This window comes from Telluria mixta, assembly GCF_029223865.1.
Lineage (GTDB): Bacteria > Pseudomonadota > Gammaproteobacteria > Burkholderiales > Burkholderiaceae_D > Telluria > Telluria mixta.
Map to the genome: position 1 here is coordinate 1673928 of NZ_CP119520.1, position 17485 is coordinate 1691412.

The window sequence follows — 17485 nt, forward strand, 5'->3', positions numbered from 1 at the left end:
AACACAACGGAGACAAACGGAATGGCATCAACCATCAAAACCGTGGCGCTGGCGGCGATCCTGCTCGCGACCGGGACTACCGCGCTCGCCCAGGACCAGGTCGTGCGCATCGGCGTGAGCGGCCCGCTGTCGGGTTCCAACGCCTTCGCCGGGAAGGACGACGAGAACGGCGTGCGCCTCGCGGTCGAAGAACTCAACACGCAAAAGCTCAAGGTGGGCGGCAAGACGCTGAAATTCGAACTGCTGTCCGAGGACGACCAGGGCGACCCGAAAGCCGGCGTGAGCGTGGCGCAGAAGTTCGCCGACGCCGGCGTCAAGTTCGTGCTCGGCCCGTACAACTCGGGCGTGGCGATCCCCGCCTCGCGCGTCTACAACGATGCCGGCATCCTGATGTCGACCGTGGGCACGAGCCCCAAGATCACCCAGGCGCGCTACCCGAACGTGTTCCGCATCGTCGCCAGCGATTCCCAGGTGGGCGCGTCGATGGCGTCGTACGCCGCGAAGGAACTCAAAATTAAAACCGTCGGCGTGATCGACGACCGCACCGCGTTCGGCCAGGGCATCGCCGACGAATTCGCGAAGCAGGCGCGCGCCTCGGGCGTCGCCGTCGTCGGCCGCGAATTCACCAACGACAAGGCGAGCGATTTCTCCGCCATCCTCACCGCGTTCCGCGCGAAGAAAGTGGACGCCATCTTCTTCGGCGGCTATGCGCCGCAGGGCGCCCCGATGGCGCGCCAGATGAAGCAGCTGGGCATGGCGAACGTGCGCCTGCTGGGCGGCGACACGCTGTGCAGCCCCGAGATGGCGAAGCTGGGCGGCGACGCCGTGGGCGAGAACGTGATGTGCGCGCAAGCCGGCGCGACGCTCGACAAGCAGGCGAACGGCCCCGCGTTCAAGGCGAGATATAAACAGCGCTACCAGCGCGACCCGGACGTGTACGCGCCCGCGTTCTACGACCAGACGATGTTCATCGCGAAGGCCATGCAGGCCGCGAACACGACGGACGCCGCGGCCGTCGGCAAGCAGCTGCACACGATGAGCTACCAGGGCGTGGCCGGCACGTACGGCTATGACGCGAGCGGCAACCTGAAGAAGACGGCCGTCACGGTCTATACCTTCAAGGGCGGGCAACTGGCGCCGCTGGCCAATTATTAAATCCCGTCATCACATAGAACATCCATGAAACACACCCTCAAGCTGGGCACCCTCGCCGCCGCCTGCCTCATCGCCTGCGCGCCGGTCCTCGCCGCCGACACCGCGGCCAAGCCCACGGCCAGCGCCACGAACGCCAGCGCCGCATCGAAACAGCTGAATCAACTGGCCGACGAATACTGGGACGCGCAGGCGCGCTTCGACCCCGTCTCCGCCGGCGAGAGCGGCGACAACCGCTTCCCCGACCAGATCGGCATGTCGATCGCGCCGAAGAACCGCGCGCAGCAGTTCGCGCTGTACAAAGGCATTCTTTCGCGCCTGCACGCGATCCGCCGCGACGGCCTCGCCCAGCGCGACCAGACGAGCTACGACATCCTCGACTACGAACTGAAGACCGCCCTGCGCTTCGAGCCGTTCCCCGAGCACCTGCTGCCGCTGAACCAGATGGACGCCCTGCCCGTCACGCTCGCGAACTACAGCAGCGGCCAGCAGGCGCAATCGCTGTCCACGGTGAAGGACTACCAGGCCTACCTGAGCCGCTTGAACCAGCTCGGTCCGTGGGTCGACCAGGCCATCGCCAACATGCGCGAAGGGATGAAGCGCGGGATCGTGCAGCCGAAGGCGATCATGGAAGCCGCCCTGCCCCAGTTCAAGCAACTGGTGGCGAACAAGGCCGAGGACAGCATCTACTACACGCCCGTGAAGAACTTCCCGGCGGGCTTTTCGGAGGCCGACAGGAAGAAGCTGACGGCCGCGTATCGCAGCACCATAGCCGGCAAGTTGAACCCGGCGTTGAAACGCCTCGTCGACTTCATCGAACACGACTACCTGCCGGCCTGCCGCACGAGCACGGGCTGGAGCGCGCTGCCGCAGGGGATGGACTGGTATCTCGCGCGCGTCGCGAGCCAGACGACGACCGACCTGCAGCCGGAACAGATCCACCAGATCGGCTTGCGGGAAGTCGCGCGCATCCAGGGCGAGTTCGCGCGCATCGGTCCGAAGATGGGCTACAACGGCCCCGCCGCCGGCCTGCCGGTGTGGGTGTCGGAACAGGCGAAGTACAAGCCGTTCAAGACCGAGGGCGAGATCATCGACATCTACCGCCACCTGAACACGCAGCTGCAGGCCAAGCTGCCGGCACTGTTCTCGCTGCGCCCGAAGACGCCGCTCGACCTGCGCCTGGAACCGGAACTGTCGCGCGCGACGGCGTCCGACCACTACACGCCGCCGGCAGTCGATGGCTCGCGTCCGGGCGTATTCTGGTCCGTCGTGAACGATCCGAAGGAGTACGGCACCACGGGCATGGTCACGCTGTTCCTGCACGAAGGCCAGCCGGGCCACCATTTCCACATCGCGCTGATGCAGGAGCTGGGCCTGCCGAACTTCCGCAAGTTCGGCGGCAACAACGCCTTCACGGAAGGCTGGGCGCTGTACGCCGAGACGCTGGGCAAGGAGATGGGCCTGTTCGACAAGCCCGAGGATTATTTCGGCCACCTGAACGACGAGATGCTGCGCGCCGTGCGCCTCGTCGTCGACACGGGCATGCACGCGAAGGGCTGGACGCGCGAGCAGTCGATCCAGTACATGCGCGAGACGCTGGGCTACACGGAAGCGGACGCGCGCAATGCGACCGAACGCTACATGGCGTGGCCGGCACAGGCGCTGGGCTACAAGATCGGCGCGCTGAAGATCCAGGAACTGCGCGCCCGCGCGGAAAAAGAGCTCGGTCCGAAATTCAGCCTGCCGAAGTTCCACGAGATCGTGCTCGGCGAAGGCACGCTGCCGCTGGCGCTGCTGGAGAAAAAGGTCGACCGCTGGATCGCGGACAGCAAATAACGAAAAACCGGGGCGCGCCCCGGTTTTTTTGCTCAATGTCGCTGGCGCGCCAGGTCGTCCTCCACGACCTTGCGGAAGACGTCGACCGACCACACCGGATCGTTCACGTAGATCGCCGGCTGATAGCCCTGCCCGTTGGCACGCGGCCGGTTCACGTACATCTTGTTCGGGATGACGACCAGGGCCAGGCCGGACGCGACCTTTTGCCACCGTACCTCCATGTAGGTGGAGTCGGAGCTGCTGGGCGCGCCGATCAGCTTCGTGTTCGAAAAGCGCGTGAACGTGTCGAGCGCGTCGAGACACGCGCTGGCGCATTGGCCGGGCACGATGACGTACACGGGCCGTGTGAACGCCGGCGGGTCCGTCGGCAGGTCGGCATCCGACGCGCCTGGCGTGCCGTCCTTCTCGACGTACCAGGTATCGCCGCGCGCCAGCGCCGCATGCAGGCCGGCGCTTTTTTCCTTCGCCCATGCCAGGCTTTCTACCTGCCCCTCCCGCGTGAGCTGCTCGACCAGGCCGGCGAGATGATCCGCGTTGCCCTGCGACGCGCGCCACCACACCTCGGTCCGCGCGGACCGCGCGACCAGGCGGCGCTGCACGCGGTCCTTGCCCCACAACGCCTCGGCGAAGGTGCGGCTCCAGACCGACGAGCCGCCCTGGTTCTGGCGCAGGTCGATGACGACGGCTGCGGCGTCGAGGAAGCGCTGGCGCCCGGTCTCGACGGCGCGTACCATCGCGCGGTAGGCATCGCGCTGTTTGTCGTCGGGCATGAACGTCGGCATCGCGGCCCAGAACAGGCCCTTGCGCGGCTCGCTCAGGCCGACGTCCAGCGTCTGGCCGTTGTAGCTTTCGGCCAGCCACCGGTCCATCCGCTCGCTTTTCGGCTGCCATGCGAGGTCCTGCTCGACGGTCTTGCCGCCCACGAGGAAGCGGCAGCGCCGGGGCACGGCGACGAACGGGTTGCCATAGTCGATGAAGACCTTGCGCGCGCGCGACCACCAGTGGCCCGCTTCGTCGACCTGTCCATCGAACGCGAACACGTTCTGCCGGATCAGGTCTTCCAGCAGCTTGCCGTCGCAGGACTCGACCCGCGCGCCGGCCGGCGGCCCGCCGTCTTCCGCCGCCACCACGTACAAGCCCGTACCGCGCCATGCGGTGACGAATCCGGGCCAGCGCTGGACCGGCAGCGTCGCGGGGTCGAGGTCCGCGTACAGGCCGGCATGCCCGTCGCCGATCGTGACGTTGAAGCGCTGGAGCGCGGCGCGGTAGCCGGCGGCGCTGTCGACCCGCGCGGCCAGGACGAGGCCCTGCTGCCGTGCGTTGTCGAGATTGGTGCGGAAGTGCGGATTGGCCGGGTCGTGCGCGCCGGGATGGTTGGCGAGCGTGATCCGGACCGCTTCGTCGATGTCCTGGACGGCCGCCTGACGCCATGCCTCCGGCGTCTGCGGCACGGCGGCATGCGCGTTCATGCCGCCGGCCAGGACGAGGGCAGCGATCGCGGCCTTCACGGTTTATCCGCCGGGACGATCCGCCACAACACTCCACCGCCATCGTCCACGACGAGCAGCGCGCCGTCCGCCGCCACCGTCACGGCCGCAGGACGGCCCCACACGTCGCGATCGGACAGCACCATGCCGGTCATGAAGTCCTGGTACTGGCCCGTCGGCGCGCCGTTCTTCATCATCACGCGCACGACCTTGTAGCCGGTGCGGATGCCGCGGTTCCACGAGCCGTGCAGCGCGAGGAAGATATCGCCGTCGTACTCTTTCGGGAACGCGTGCTTCGCGCCCGCCGGGGCGTGGTACACGGTCATGCCCAGCGGCGCGGAGTGCGCCTGGATCAGCGTGTCCGGCACGATGACCTTGTCCTTCAGGTCCGGGCGGACGCCTTTCAGTCGCGGGTCTTCGTGCGCGCCCAGGTAGTACCACGGCCAGCCGTAGAAGCCGCCCCGTTTTACGCGCGTGACGTAGTCCGGCGGCAGGTTGTCGCCCAGTTCGTCGCGCTCGTTGACGCTGCAATACAGGTCGCCCGTGTCCGGGTGCACGAACATGCCGACGCAGTTGCGCAGGCCGTTCGCGTAGTTGCGGCGGTTCTTGCCGTCCGGGTCGAACGCGAGCACGGTGGCGCGGTCGGTCTCCTCGCCCCACGTGCCGCCCAGGCCGTGCGCCGATTCCCATTGCGCGAGCGGCTGCGGCGGCTTGGCGCCGATGCCTTCGGCGACGTTGGTGGCCGAGCCGACCGAGACGAACAGGGTTTTACCGTCCTGCGAAAACGCGAGCGAGCGCGTGATGTGGTTGCCCATGCCATCGACGATCTTATCGACGATCGTCTCGGGCTTGCCCTTCGCCTTCAGGTCGCCCGCTGCGTACGGGAAGCGCACGACGGAATTCGCGTTGGCCACGTACAGGTATTTCGGATTCGTGGCCGGCCACAGCGCGAGGCCGTAGGGGCGCGACAGGTCCGTTGCGAACACGCTGTCCGTGCCCACCGCGGCGCCGTCGGCGGACAGGCGCAGGATGCGGACTTCGCCCTTGCCCGAATCGGCCAGGATGATGTCGCCGTTCGGCGCACGCAGCGCATAGCGCGCCTTGCCCGTTTCGGCCAGCACGCCCACCTTGAAGCCTTTCAGGACGGCCGGCAGCGCGCCGTCCGGACGCTTCGCGAGCTTGGGCCCATTACCCGCGCTCTCGCTGGCAAACGGTGCGACGAGCTGGTCGACCGTGATGTGATGCACGTCGCCCGGCTTGTCGTCGGTCCAGGCGCCGGCACGCGCGCCCGTCGTGGCGGCGGCCTTCGGCGCGGCGGACTTGCCACTTTGCGCGGCCAGGTAGTCGATGACGGCACCGCGCGCCTTCGCGTCCGCGATCCCGATCGGCATCGCGGTGCCCGGCACGTCCTTGGCCGGGTCGCGCAGGAAGACGTCGAGCTCCGCGCGCGTCCACGTCTTGCCGGCGGCACCGGCCTTCGACAGCGCATCCGTGTAGTTGTAGCCCGGCGCCGAGCCGGCCTTGCGGCCCACGACGTTGAACAGCGGCGGACCCGCGCGCGAGCCCATGGCGGCATCGGCCGTGTGGCAGCTGGCGCAGTTCTGTTCGAAATAGGTCTGGCCCGCGCCTGGTGCGGCCGACACGCCCGATGCGGCGCCCAGCAGCGCCAGTGCGGCCGCAATCTTATAGTTCATTTTTTCTCCCCCAAGGTAAATCAGTCGATCATGAAGACCGGATAGCGTCTCCACTCCGGCTCGCGCCAGCGCGCGCAGTTCGCGAAGATGAAGTCGAGCACCGCGCCCTGGTCCTGCAGCAGGTCCGGGTTCGCGGCCTTCCAGGCGCCGAACTTCGCGGCCAGGTCCGGCTCGGAGCCCAAGAGGCGCTCGGCCTCGTCCTCGAACACGTAATCGGAATACGCTTCCTTCTTTTCCAGCACGCTGTTGAAGAAGCCCCAGCGGAAGAAGCTGTCGTGGGCCTGCGGTTCCAGCGTCTCGACGGCGTAGCGGGCCTGGTCCTGGTCCAGCGGAACGAGGTAGTCGCCGGCGCGGATCGTGACGGTCTCGCGCACGCGCTCCAGTTGCACGTCGTCGTGGAACATGTGGCCCTCGTACGCGTCCGGCCGCGTCGTCAGGGCGGCGATGCGGTACGTGGACACTTCCTGCGTACGCTCGGCCTCCACGCGCTCCAGCCTGACGCCGTTCCAGCGCAGGCGCTCGATCGCTTCGCGCCACTGCTGCGGCACGACGTAGGCCGTCGGTGCCGGCACGACGACGTCGGCCGGGAAGCGGTTGTAGTGCGCGATGTCGCGCTCGAAAGGCTCGTTGCGGTCGTAGTACAGGCGCTGGTAATCGCCGAGGACGCTGGCCTTGTACTTCGCCGCATAGCCTTTGAAACGGAACGTGGACGGATTCATCTCGTCCATCGCCCAGTGCACGGGCCATTCACGGCGCGTGCGGCCGGCCGCGCGCGTGGCGCGGCGCATCTGCACGATCCGGTCGCCGTTGGCGATCGTGAAGTCGAGCGCCGTCTCCACGAGCGCGCGCATCGAGTGGTAGCGGTCGGCGAAGGGTTTCAGCATGTGCGTCTCGGGCATGAACCCGATCGTGTCGTGCAGTGCCGCGTAGCCCGTCGAGAAGCGCGCCGTCTCGAGGAAGTCGACGATGCCGTCATCGGGGCTGTCCTTGAGCGGGTTCACGTAGGGGCACGTCGGCCAGCCGCGCGTGTCCATCTCCGCGTACATCGCGGGCAGCATCTCGTCGCGCAGGAACGCACCGAGTTCTCCGCCCAGCTTGTCGGGCTGGGTCGGGATCAGGGTCATCGTGTAGCTGTAGTCGGCGCCGTTGGACGTGTGCGTGTCGACCATCACGTCCGGATCCCATTCCGTGAACAGTTTATTGAACGTCTGCGCCGTCAGCGTGTCGCACTTGACGAAGTCGCGGTTCAGGTCGAGGTGGCGGCTGTTGCCGCGGAAGCCGAACGACTCCGGTCCGTCCTGGTTCACGCGCGACGTATTGGCGCGGTTGAACGCGCCGTCCACGTTGTACAGCGGGACGAACAGGAACACGGTCCTGCCCAGCGCCGCGAGGCGGTCCGGCTGCTGGCAAAAATCGCGCACGAGTGCCATGCACGCATCGACGCCTTCCGGTTCGCCCGGATGGATGCCGTTGTTGTTGAAGAAGACGGGACGGCCCGCGGCCTTGATCTGCGCGCGGTCGAACACGCCGTCGGCCGAGATCACGCCGGCGTGGATCGGCACGCCCGCGTCGGAGGTCCCGACCACGGAAAAGCGCAGCACCTGGGAGTATTGGTGCGCGAGGTTCTCGTACCAGGCGATGCAATCGGACCAGGTCGTGGTCTGATTCTGGTTGCCCTTCTCGAAGGGCGTCTGCAATGCGTTGAGCATGGTGTGGTTGCTATCTTGTGGAAGGCTGAGGTCGCTACTGTACCCCAGAAGACTGCTTTCAGGCAGTCGCCACGTCCGATAGCGGGAGGGTGATGGCGACGAGGGTGCCCTCGCCGGGGCGCGACTGCACGTGGATGCTGCCGCCGAGGGCGAACACGCGCTCGCGCATGCCGATGATGCCGATGCCTTCCGACGCGACGGCCGGATCGAAGCCTTCGCCGTCGTCCTGCACTTCGATGTGCAGCGCGCCGTCCTCGTCGGACAGCGCCAGGCTCACGCGCGCGAAGCCGGCCTGGGAGTGCTTCATGATGTTCGACAGCGCTTCCTGCACGATGCGGTAGGCGGAGATCGCGAGTTCGTTGCCGATCTTCGAGAAGTCGCCTTGCGATTCGAATTCGAAGTGCACGCCGGAGCTGCGGTAGTGGCTGACCATCTCCTCGACGGCGCCGTGCAGGCCGAGCATGTCCAGCACTTCCGGACGCAGGCGGCGCACGAGGCGGCGGCCGTTCGCGTACAGGTCCAGCGCCAGCTTGGTGATGGCTTGCGCCTTGGCGCGTATCTGGTCGATTTCCTCACCCGGCGTGGCCTTGGCGGCCAGCTGCTGGATCGTCTGCGATTCCAGGCGCACGGCGATCAGCGACGCGTTCAACTCGTCGTGGATCTCGACCGCGATGGATTTTCTCTCGTCCTCGATGATGCTGTTGACCTTCTGGATCAGCTTGCGCTTGTCGGCGTCGGCGCGCAGCGCCTCGTTGCGCGACGCGAGGAGGTCGCGCGTGCGCTCGGCCACTTTGTTTTCCAGGTCCTGCTTCGACTGGTCCAGCGCGACGGACATCTCGCCGATCGACGCCTGCAATTCGCCCACCTCGCCGCCGGTCGTGACGGGCAGCTGCACGCGGTAGTTGCCGCCCCGGATGCGGCGCAGCACGGAGATCGCCTCGCGCAGCGGCACCGTGAGGCTGCGCGCGAGGATGTACGCGAGCGCGCCGCTCGCCGCCAGCGCCAGCGCGGCCATCGCCAGTTCGACGCGGAAACGGTGCAGCTGCTTGGCCAGCATGTTCGTGGGCGACATCGTCACGCGCACGAGGCCCACGACCTCCGTCGTCAGGGTCGGCGGGCGCGTGTCGCTGGAGGCGGAAACGTGCGGCGTGCCGTTGTCCGAGAACAGGTTGATCCATACGACCTGCTTGCGGATCTGCGCGTCGAACGTGAGACCCTCGTCCGCCTCGATCGGGTGGTCGGAACTGACGGAAATGGGGGTCAGGCCGTTCATGTCGACGACTTCGATGCGGTACACGCTGCTGTCCGACTGCACGAGGCCATTGATGGTCAGGCGCAGGTCGGACAGGTTGCCCGAGATGACGTTGTATTCGCTGGTCTCCGCGAGCGCACGTGCGAGGATGCGGCCGCGTTCCGCCAGTTCCTCGTTCACCTGGGCGCGGTGCGCATACCAGGAATACCAGACGAAGGATGTGAACAGCAGCGTCACGGGCAGCATGGTGATGAAGGCCATGCGCAGGCCGATGCTCCAGCCGCGCCAGAACTGCAGCGCGCCGGGCCGCAGCCTGGCGGGCCGCAGTTTCGCCGAGCGCAGTTTGGCGGCGCGCAGCGAGGCGTCACGGAGGGCGGCGGGGCGCTTCATGGGTGGCGTGCCGGCGCGGGCCGGGCAAAGTTGCGCGCGTTGTCCGGCACTTCGACGTCGAGCGAGCGCGCGACGCCCTCGTTGACGATGGTGTGGAAATAGCGCGGGAACTGAGGTGCCGGCAGCTCGCCGCCGGCCACGTAGCTGGCCACGATCTCGGCCACCTGGGCGTTGATGTCCTCGACCTCGGAATACGTCGTCGCCAGCGCGCCCGCCTTGACCATGTCGGCCGAGAAGCCGATCACGCCCTGTTTGTGGCGGTAGGTCGAGAGCAGGATGTTGCGGAAGTTTTCCGTGTTGTAGACGGCACTGTCGGGCAGCGCCAGCAGCACGTCGATCTGCCCGATCTGGCCCAGCAGGCGGTTGATGTCCTCGTCGGGGTCGGCCTGCACCACGTTCACCCGCTCGTTTTCCAGCATGGGCTTGAGGAACGCGGTGTCGGGACCCAGGATGGCGGCCACGCGCGGGGTGCGCCGGTACAGCAGGGCCACGAGGCTCAGCTGGTCGGCCGGCGCCGGTTCCGCGTACACGGCCGTGAACGAGGTGGCGCGCGCGGGCGGCAGCGTGCCGAGGATGGAGCGCACGACCTGGCTCGACGTGAACGTGGAGACGACGACGCAGTCGCAGCGGCGCTGCGCCACGTCGCGCAGCGCGGCCGGGCCGACGGTCACGTACAGCATGCGCCGGTGCTGCGCCAGTTCGGTGCGGAACACGGCGAACACGGGCACGAGGCGGCGCGTGATGTCGTCCACGATGCGGCGCGTGATGGCGCTGTCGTCCGTCGTGACGATCTGGAAGCGGTAGCCCTGCACGGGCTCCGGCTTGATGTCGCGGGTGGTGAAGGCGTGGGCGGAGGTCGCGAACATCAGGGCAGCCAGCGACAGCACGGCATTGGGTCCCTGCCTGCGCAGGGACGACGTGCGGGCGCAAACACCGTCGTTCCCGCGCAGGCGGGAACCCAAGTTTGCGAACCGGAGCACGGAAGACAGCACGGCAATGAAACGGGTCAGGGCTCGATCAAGCCATGCTTGACGGCGAGCTTGGTAATGTACGCCTGCCGGTGCACGCCGAGCTTCTCCTTCACGGACTGGCTGATGTTGCTGATGGTCTTGGTCGACAGGTTGAGGCGCTCGGCGATCTCCACATTGGTCAGGCCCTCGGCCATCAGCTTGAAGATCTCCAGGCTGCGCTCGTCCAGCTGCGACTGCGGCGAGACGTCGCCGCGCACGGCCAAGCTGGCCAGGCGCTCCGCGATCTGCGGCAGGAAGTACAGCTTGCCCGCATGCGCATGGCGCACGGCGTCGGCCAGGTCGGCCGGGTCGCAATCCTTGGTCACGAACGCGTGCGCGCCCAGGCGGTAGGTTTCCTTGATCAGGCTGTCCTGGTCGAACTGGCTGAGGAACACGATCTTGGCCTTGGGGTCGTTCCTGAGGATATTCTGCGCCGCATCCATCCCTGTCAGCTCGGTGCCGAAGCGGATGTCGAGCACGGCGACGTCCGGGCGGAATTCCGCATACATGGCTGCCGCTTCGCTCGGACTCTTGGCCTGGCCTACCACTTCCATTCCCTGCGCCGACAAGGACATCGCGAACCCGGTCATGACGATCGGGTGGTCGTCCGCCAGCATCACGCGGATCGGCTTTTGCTCTTTCTGCACGTTCGATTCTCCAGGCTACTTCTGCTTTCAGGCGAAAGCACAGAGACGATTATTCCACACAACAGCAACGGGCGCGAGGCAGCTTGCGACCATTTTCCTACATGTCAAGACGGCCTCAGCAATCAAGTGGAATTACATCTTGCTACGAAATCGCTTTACCTATTGCTATGAGATAGCATATATTGGTTCCGTTCGTTGGATTTTCCGCTTCACTCCGATTTACTTCCGGCATTGCCGGTACAACAACAAGGAGGATGGCCATGCAATTCACGAGTCTCTCGAGCGACAACCGCCCCAATGCGAAAGCCGCAAAATTTGCTCTCATTGCCGCCGTGCACGTGGTCGTCGGCACCGTGTTTGTCCACAGCATCAATACGAAGGCAATTTCTCTTTCTAAACTGCCGGAACAGGTGCTCGTCATGATCGAGCCCGAACGCCCGACGCCGCCGCCACCGCCGCCCGAGCCGCCGAAACCGGCGCAACAACTGGCGCCACCAAACCTGGTCGTGCCGAAGACGGAGGTCCCCGTCGCGCCGCCGCCGCTGCCGGACACCGTCACGGCGACCACGGCATCCGACCCGTCGCCGTTCCCGGCCATGCCGTCCGACCCCGTACCGGAAGCGCCGGCCACGCCCAGCGCCAATCCCGGCCAGATGCGCACGGCCGTGTTCGCGGACGCCAGCGGCTGCGCCCTGCCCGCGTATCCGACGGCCGCCGCGCGCGACGGCGTCACGGGCACGTCGACCCTGGCCCTGCTGGTGGGCACCGACGGTCGCGTGAGTTCGGCGCGCATCGAGCATTCGAGCGGCTCGCGCGTGCTCGACAGCGCCGCCCTCAACGCCCTGAGCCTGTGCAAATTCAAGCCCGCCACGAACAACGGCGTGCCGGAAGCCGGCTGGGCGAAGCTGGCCTTCGTCTGGACGCTCGACTAGTTTTTGTTGTCCCTCCTGGCCCGCCTTCCGGCGGGCTTTTTTTGCGTAAAAATATAAAAACAAAGGGAGACGCACGATGCGTCACGTATCTCCACTGGCCGTCTGGTCGGCCTGCGGCCTGGCTTTTCTCCTCGCGTGGCTCATGCTGCAGCCGCGCGCGGCGCCGCTGCCGACCGGTCCGTTCGTCCCCGGATTCAGCGCGGCGCGGGCGCAGGCGCACGTGCAGGTCCTCGCGCAGGCGCCGCGTCCCGCCGGCAGCAGCACCAACGCCCGCGCCCGCGCGTACCTGCTGGCGCGCATCCGCGCGCTCGGCCTCGAACCGGAAGTGCAAGTCGACACCGTGTCCGCGACATCGTGGGACTGGATGTCGCACGGGCACAGCACGATGGCGACCGCGCGCAACATCGTCGTGCGCAAGCGGGGCCTCGCGCGTCACGGCGCGGTGCTGGCCATGGCCCATTACGATTCCGCCGCCACGACGCCGGGCGCGGCCGACGGCGGCGCCTCCGCAGCGGCGCTGCTGGAAACGCTGCGCGTGCTGCAGGCCGGGCCGCCGCTCGACAACGACCTGCTGTTCGTCTTCACGGACGCCGACACGGCGCAGGCGATGGGCGCGCGCGCCTTCATGCAATCGCACCCGTGGGCGAAGCAGGTGCGCGTCGCCCTGCGCTTCGACAACGCCGGCAACCGCGGCCCACTGGAACTGATCGGCGCGGCGCACGCGGACGGCTTTGCAATGGACGCCTGGGCGCGCGGCGCGCCGGCACCGCAAGGTTCATCCTTCATGGCCGAACTGTACGAACGCCTGCCGCAAAGCGGGGGTGCCGCGCCGCTGGCCACCGGGACCTTCCCCGTACTGCACTTCGCCACCACGCAGGGGCCGCTCGGCTGGGAGGGCATGCACGACCTGCCGCAGCGCCTGTCCAGTGCGAGCCTGCAGCACGAGGGCGACACGATGCTCGCGCTGCTGCGCCGCCTCGGCAACGCCAACCTCGCATTCGCCTCGCCGCCGCGCGGCGAGGTGTATTTCGCGCTGCCCCTCGCCGGCATGGTCCACTACGACTACCGGCTGATCTGGCCGCTGGCGCTGCTCGCCTGCGCGCTGGGCACCTGGGCCTGCCGCACGGCCCTGCGCAACCGCATCTCCGGCACCGACATTGCCGACGCCATGTTCAGCGTCCTGTTCATCACCGTGTTCGCGACCTTCGCCGCTTACCTGTGCCGCGAGGCGCTGCCGGTGCTGCAGGCGCGCTACCCGGCCGCCGTCCTGGCCGACGACGGCGGCGTACGCTGGCAGCTGGCGGCCTTCATGCTGGTGCCGGCCGCCGTCTTCATCGCGCTGCAGCGGCGCCTGCAACAGCGGCTCGGCGTCGCGGCGACGGCGCTGGGCGTGCTGCTCGCCGCCGACGTCGCACTCGTCGCGACCTGTATACGCGCCCCCGGCGCCAGCTACGTGCTGGCGTGGCCGCTGCTTTCCGGGCAAGCCGCATGGCTCGTGCTCATGAGCGCACGCGCGTGGACGCCGGCCCGGCGCGCGGCCGTCGCGGTGACGGGCGCGTTGCCGGCACTCGTCCTGCTGCTGCCCGCGGTGCACGGAAGCTTCGCGTTCTTCACGCCGGCCTGGCTCGTGCTGCCCTCGAGCCTCGTGTGCCTGCTGGCGGGGCTGTGCGGCATGGCACTCGATGCGCTGGCGCGGCGCTGGCTCGTGCGGCCGCTGCTGGTCGGCGCCGGCGTGTCGTTCGGCATGGCGTATGCGGCCGTGCCGCAGGTGCCCGAGTTCCCCGCGCCGAACCGGCTCGTGTACTACAAGGACACCCCGAGCTGGCAGGCATTCTGGCTGCATCCGGCCGGGCCGCTCGATGCGTGGACGCGGCAGGTCTTTCCCAATACCTTGCACCCGTATGCGCTGCCCTACCTGTTCGGGCCCGACGCGGATCCCGTGTGGTACGCGGCGGCGCAGAAGGACGACAGCGTGGCGTGGCCCGACCTCGTCATCGACAAGGACGAGCGCAGCCCCCGGCAGCGCCACGTGGAATTCACGCTGCGCTCGAAGAACCGCGCGCCCGACATCATCGTGCGCGTGCAGGGTGCGTGCCCGTGGCGCACGAGCGTCAACGGCCGCGTGCTCACGGAGAAGTCGTGCTTTAGCTGGCACGTCACCCTGCATGGCATGGAAGACGAAGCGCTGCGCTTCGCGTTCGACTTCGCGGGCGATCCGCCGTTCCTCGTGTACGTCCAGGAACGCATCCCCGGCTTGCCCGGCCGCGACCTGCCGCCCCGTCCCGCCGGCCTGCCGCCGCTGCTGCCGCTGGCGGGCACCACCGTGGCGGCCGACGTGCTGCGGTTTCCCTGAAGTTTCCCCGAACGGCGCCTGCTCTACAATGCGGGTCCCGACAACGACCCGCATTTACCCATGCTCAAGCTCGTCCCCACGGCCATCGCCGCCACCCTGGCGCTGGCCTCCACGGCTCACGCAGCCTCCGTCACCGTCCAGGAAGCGCCATTGCGCGCCCATCTGGCCTTCCTGTCGTCCGACCTGCTGGAGGGCCGCGGCACCGGCCAGCGCGGCGGCGACCTCACCGTCGCCTACCTGGAAGCGCAGGCGCAGGCCGCCGGCCTGCGTCCCGCCAACGGCAACGGCTACCGCCAGGCGGTCAACATCGCCGGCGTGAAGGCACTGCCGCAGGACAGCACCGTCGCGCTGGTCGCGGGCGGCAAACCGCTGCCGCTGGCCTTCGGCAAGGACTGGGTGTGGGCGCCGGGCGATGCCCAGCCGGCGCACGACCTCGACGCTCCGCTCGTCTTCGTCGGCTACGGCATCGCGGCGCCGGAAGAAGGCGGCTGGGACGACTACAAGGGCGTCGACGTCAAGGGCAAGGTGCTCGTGATGCTCGTCAACGATCCCGCGCCGACCAGCGCGGCGCCGAACCGCTTCGCCGGCAAGAGCCTCACGTATTACGGCCGCTGGACGTATAAATTCGAGGAAGCGGCGCGCCGCGGCGCGGCGGGCGTCCTGCTGATCCACACGGATGCATCGGCCTCGTACGGCTGGGGCGTCGTGCACAACAGCTGGATGGCCGAGCGCTTCCAGCTGGCCGACGCCGACCTGGGCACCGGACTGCAGGGCTGGATCACGGACGCCACGGCACGCGCACTGTTCACGGCCGTCGGCCAGGATCTCGACAAGCTGCGCGCCGCCGCGGAAGACAAGTCGTTCAGGCCCGTCGAGCTGGACGCACGCGTGGCGGGCCACGCGCAGGCGGCCGTGCGCACGCTGCAGCAGTTCAACGTGGCCGGCGTGGTACCGGGCACCGATCCGAAGCTGAAAAACGAAGTCGTCATCTACTCGGCGCACTGGGACCACCTGGGCAAGCAAGGTGACACCGGGGACACGATCTACAACGGCGCCGTCGACAACGCGTCCGGCAGCGCGGGCCTGCTGGCGATGGCGCAGGAAGCGGCACGCCATCCGGCGAAGCGCAGCCAGATGTTTTTATGGGTCGCGGCCGAGGAACAGGGCCTGCTGGGCAGCGCGGCCTATGCGGCCCGTCCGCTCTGGCCGCTCGATAAAACGGCGGCGGCGCTGAACCTGGACAGCCTGAATTTCGTCGCGGCCGCGAAGGACATCGGCGTGCGCGGCAGCGAGCGTTCCGACCTGGGCACCATGGCGGCAGCGACGGCGAAGGCGATGCACCTGGCCGTCGCACCGGCGGGCCCGGACCTGGGCGGCGGCTACTTCCGCAGCGACCACTTCAGCTTCGCCAAGGCGGGCGTGCCGGCGTTTTCCATCTCCGGCGGACGTGACTGGGTGAAGGACAAGGAGGCGAACGACGCGAAGCAGAAGGCCTATGGTCCGCGCTACCACCAGGCGGACGACGAATACGATCCGAACTGGGACCTGGCGGGCATGGTGCAGCAGGCGCAGTTCACGCTGAACCTGGGCCGCAGGGTGGCCGATGCACCGGCCATGCCCGCGTGGAAGAAGGGTGACCAGTTCGGGAAGATCAGGGAGACAGCGGGCCGATAGCGAAAGGTTCCCCTTCGCACGCCAATACGGCATGCGTATCGCTGTTATTGTCGGATCACTGGCCGCGCCGTCTCCCCTTCCCCACCGACAACCCGAACAGCGCCAGCGCGACGACGACGAGTGCCAAGCTGGCCGGACCCGGCACGCGCGACGGGTCCATCAGCGCATAGGTGGCCAGGACGTTGTACAGGTCCATGTTCGTTTCCAGTGAGTTTTTAGTGAATGAGCGATGAGAGAGCAGGCAGGGACCGCGGCGCTTGCCGGGCCCCTGCTTCGAGCTTGAAGACATGATAAGGAGATGGGCCGTCCGGTCCCAGCCCCACCGGTGGGGTCATTGCGTTACATGCGCGAGACGGTGGGACGCAGCTGTTCCAGCAGGCCGGCCTCGGACGAGCAGCCGAATTTTTCGTAGACAGCCTTGACGCAGTCGCGCAGCACGGCGTCGCTGACTTCCATGTTGGCGCGCGCCGATTCGCGGCCGCCGCCGACGCCCATCCAGAACGCCACCTCGGCCTGTTGCGGCGACAGCTCCACGGAGCCGATTGCGCGCCAGATGCGCAGCGGCAGCGGCACGACGAATTTCATGAAGATGCCGACCGTGCGGATGTACGCGGGATCTTCGGCATGCAGCGCGGCCGCGCCGCCGGCGCTCATCCACTGCGCGCGCGCCTCCAGCACGCCGCCGGCCATGGCGAGGGTCCCGAGCGGCAGCAGCCACGGATAGCGGTCGCCGTGCGCGACGGATTCCACGAGACGCAGGCAGAACGGGGGCAAGGTCCGGCGGTTGAACGCCTGGCGCTCCTGCGCCCCAAGCTGGTCGAGCAGCGCGCCGGCCGAATCGCTCAGGTACAGGATCTGGCCGTCGACGGTGGCCAGCAGCATGGCTTCGTCCTCGACGACGCCGGCGCTGCCGGCCGCCAGTTCGGGCGCGTTGCGCAGCACGTGTTCGAAATACGTCGCCACGCGCTGCAGGTCTTCCTCGTCATGGCGGTCGAACGCGGGCCCCTCGTGGCGCCACAAGGTGATCTCGCCCAGCCGGCGGCCGGCATGCGACAACGGCACCTGCAGCGTGTGCAATGCGGGCGTGCCGTTCGCCGTGAAGCCGGCATGGTCGCGGTACGCATAGCCGCTCGGCGGCGGCAGCACCGACACGTACGCGGGGTCGTTTCCGGCCAGCGGCGACGCCTCGGCCGGATCGACGCGCAGCGCCAGTTCGGCGCAGGAATTCGGCACGAGTTCGCGCACCAGGGCGAAGGCATCCTGGACGATCGTCATCAGGTCCAGTCCCGCGTAGCACAGGATGCGCAGGCGGGCCCATTGACGGCTGTTCTTTTTGCGGGACACGGTCG

The 17485-nt window shown here is 67.9% G+C and carries 13 protein-coding genes; 5 read left to right on the plus strand and 8 right to left on the minus strand.

Features of this window, described 5'->3' with window-relative positions; genetic code table 11:
• Positions 1–21: 21 nt before the first annotated feature.
• Both P0M04_RS07390 and P0M04_RS07395 read left to right on the plus strand, forming a co-directional pair.
• Positions 22–1155 carry a branched-chain amino acid ABC transporter substrate-binding protein gene (locus P0M04_RS07390; RefSeq protein ID WP_259448268.1) on the plus strand — a complete coding sequence of 378 codons (1134 nt, stop codon included), beginning with the start codon at positions 22–24 and terminating at the stop codon, positions 1153–1155.
• A 24-nt stretch (positions 1156–1179) separates the two neighbouring features.
• The gene (locus tag P0M04_RS07395) at positions 1180–2988 is read left to right on the plus strand and encodes a DUF885 domain-containing protein (protein WP_259448269.1); all 1809 of its coding nucleotides are present in this window, start codon (positions 1180–1182) and stop codon (positions 2986–2988) included.
• 32 nt (positions 2989–3020) lie between these two features.
• On the opposite strand, the gene P0M04_RS07400 is transcribed toward P0M04_RS07395, so the two are convergent.
• From P0M04_RS07400 to P0M04_RS07425, 6 genes are read right to left on the minus strand one after another with little or no spacing between them, the layout of a single operon-like run.
• On the minus strand, positions 3021–4496 hold the full coding sequence (locus P0M04_RS07400; protein ID WP_259448270.1) for a S41 family peptidase: 1476 nt from the start codon (positions 4494–4496) through the stop codon (positions 3021–3023).
• Positions 4493–6169 carry a PQQ-dependent sugar dehydrogenase gene (locus P0M04_RS07405; protein ID WP_259448271.1) on the minus strand — a complete coding sequence of 559 codons (1677 nt, stop codon included), beginning with the start codon at positions 6167–6169 and terminating at the stop codon, positions 4493–4495. The genes P0M04_RS07400 and P0M04_RS07405 overlap by 4 nt, the downstream gene beginning before the upstream one ends.
• 20 nt (positions 6170–6189) lie before the next feature.
• Positions 6190–7878 (minus strand): M14 family zinc carboxypeptidase, encoded by a 1689-nt coding sequence (locus P0M04_RS07410; protein ID WP_259448272.1) that lies wholly within the window; start codon positions 7876–7878, stop codon positions 6190–6192.
• Positions 7879–7936: 58 nt separating this feature from the next.
• Positions 7937–9520 (minus strand): sensor histidine kinase, encoded by a 1584-nt coding sequence (locus P0M04_RS07415; protein WP_259448273.1) that lies wholly within the window; start codon positions 9518–9520, stop codon positions 7937–7939.
• Positions 9517–10482 (minus strand): hypothetical protein, encoded by a 966-nt coding sequence (locus tag P0M04_RS07420; protein ID WP_259448274.1) that lies wholly within the window; start codon positions 10480–10482, stop codon positions 9517–9519. The genes P0M04_RS07415 and P0M04_RS07420 overlap by 4 nt, the downstream gene beginning before the upstream one ends.
• Positions 10483–10526: 44 nt before the next feature.
• Entirely contained in the window at positions 10527–11177 is a 651-nt protein-coding gene (locus tag P0M04_RS07425; RefSeq protein WP_025511700.1) for a response regulator, read from the minus strand.
• Between the two features lie 260 nt (positions 11178–11437).
• Here P0M04_RS07425 and P0M04_RS07430 point away from each other — a divergent pair, with 260 nt between their 5' ends.
• From P0M04_RS07430 to P0M04_RS07440, 3 genes are all read left to right on the plus strand, one after another.
• Positions 11438–12109 carry an energy transducer TonB gene (locus P0M04_RS07430; RefSeq protein WP_259448275.1) on the plus strand — a complete coding sequence of 224 codons (672 nt, stop codon included), beginning with the start codon at positions 11438–11440 and terminating at the stop codon, positions 12107–12109.
• Between the two features lie 76 nt (positions 12110–12185).
• Entirely contained in the window at positions 12186–14462 is a 2277-nt protein-coding gene (locus tag P0M04_RS07435) for a M28 family peptidase (protein WP_259448276.1), read from the plus strand.
• A 60-nt stretch (positions 14463–14522) separates the two neighbouring features.
• Complete coding sequence (locus P0M04_RS07440; RefSeq protein ID WP_259448277.1) at positions 14523–16136, plus strand: M28 family peptidase; 1614 nt, start codon at positions 14523–14525, stop codon at positions 16134–16136.
• A gap of 55 nt (positions 16137–16191) precedes the next feature.
• On the opposite strand, the gene P0M04_RS07445 is transcribed toward P0M04_RS07440, so the two are convergent.
• Together P0M04_RS07445 and P0M04_RS07450 are read right to left on the minus strand one after the other, a co-directional pair.
• A complete protein-coding gene (locus tag P0M04_RS07445; RefSeq protein WP_259448278.1) occupies positions 16192–16332 on the minus strand; it encodes a hypothetical protein in 141 nt (46 codons plus the stop codon).
• 143 nt (positions 16333–16475) lie between these two features.
• Positions 16476–17480, minus strand: coding sequence for a hypothetical protein (locus P0M04_RS07450; protein ID WP_259448279.1), 1005 nt, complete (start codon positions 17478–17480; stop codon positions 16476–16478).
• Positions 17481–17485 lie beyond the last annotated feature (5 nt).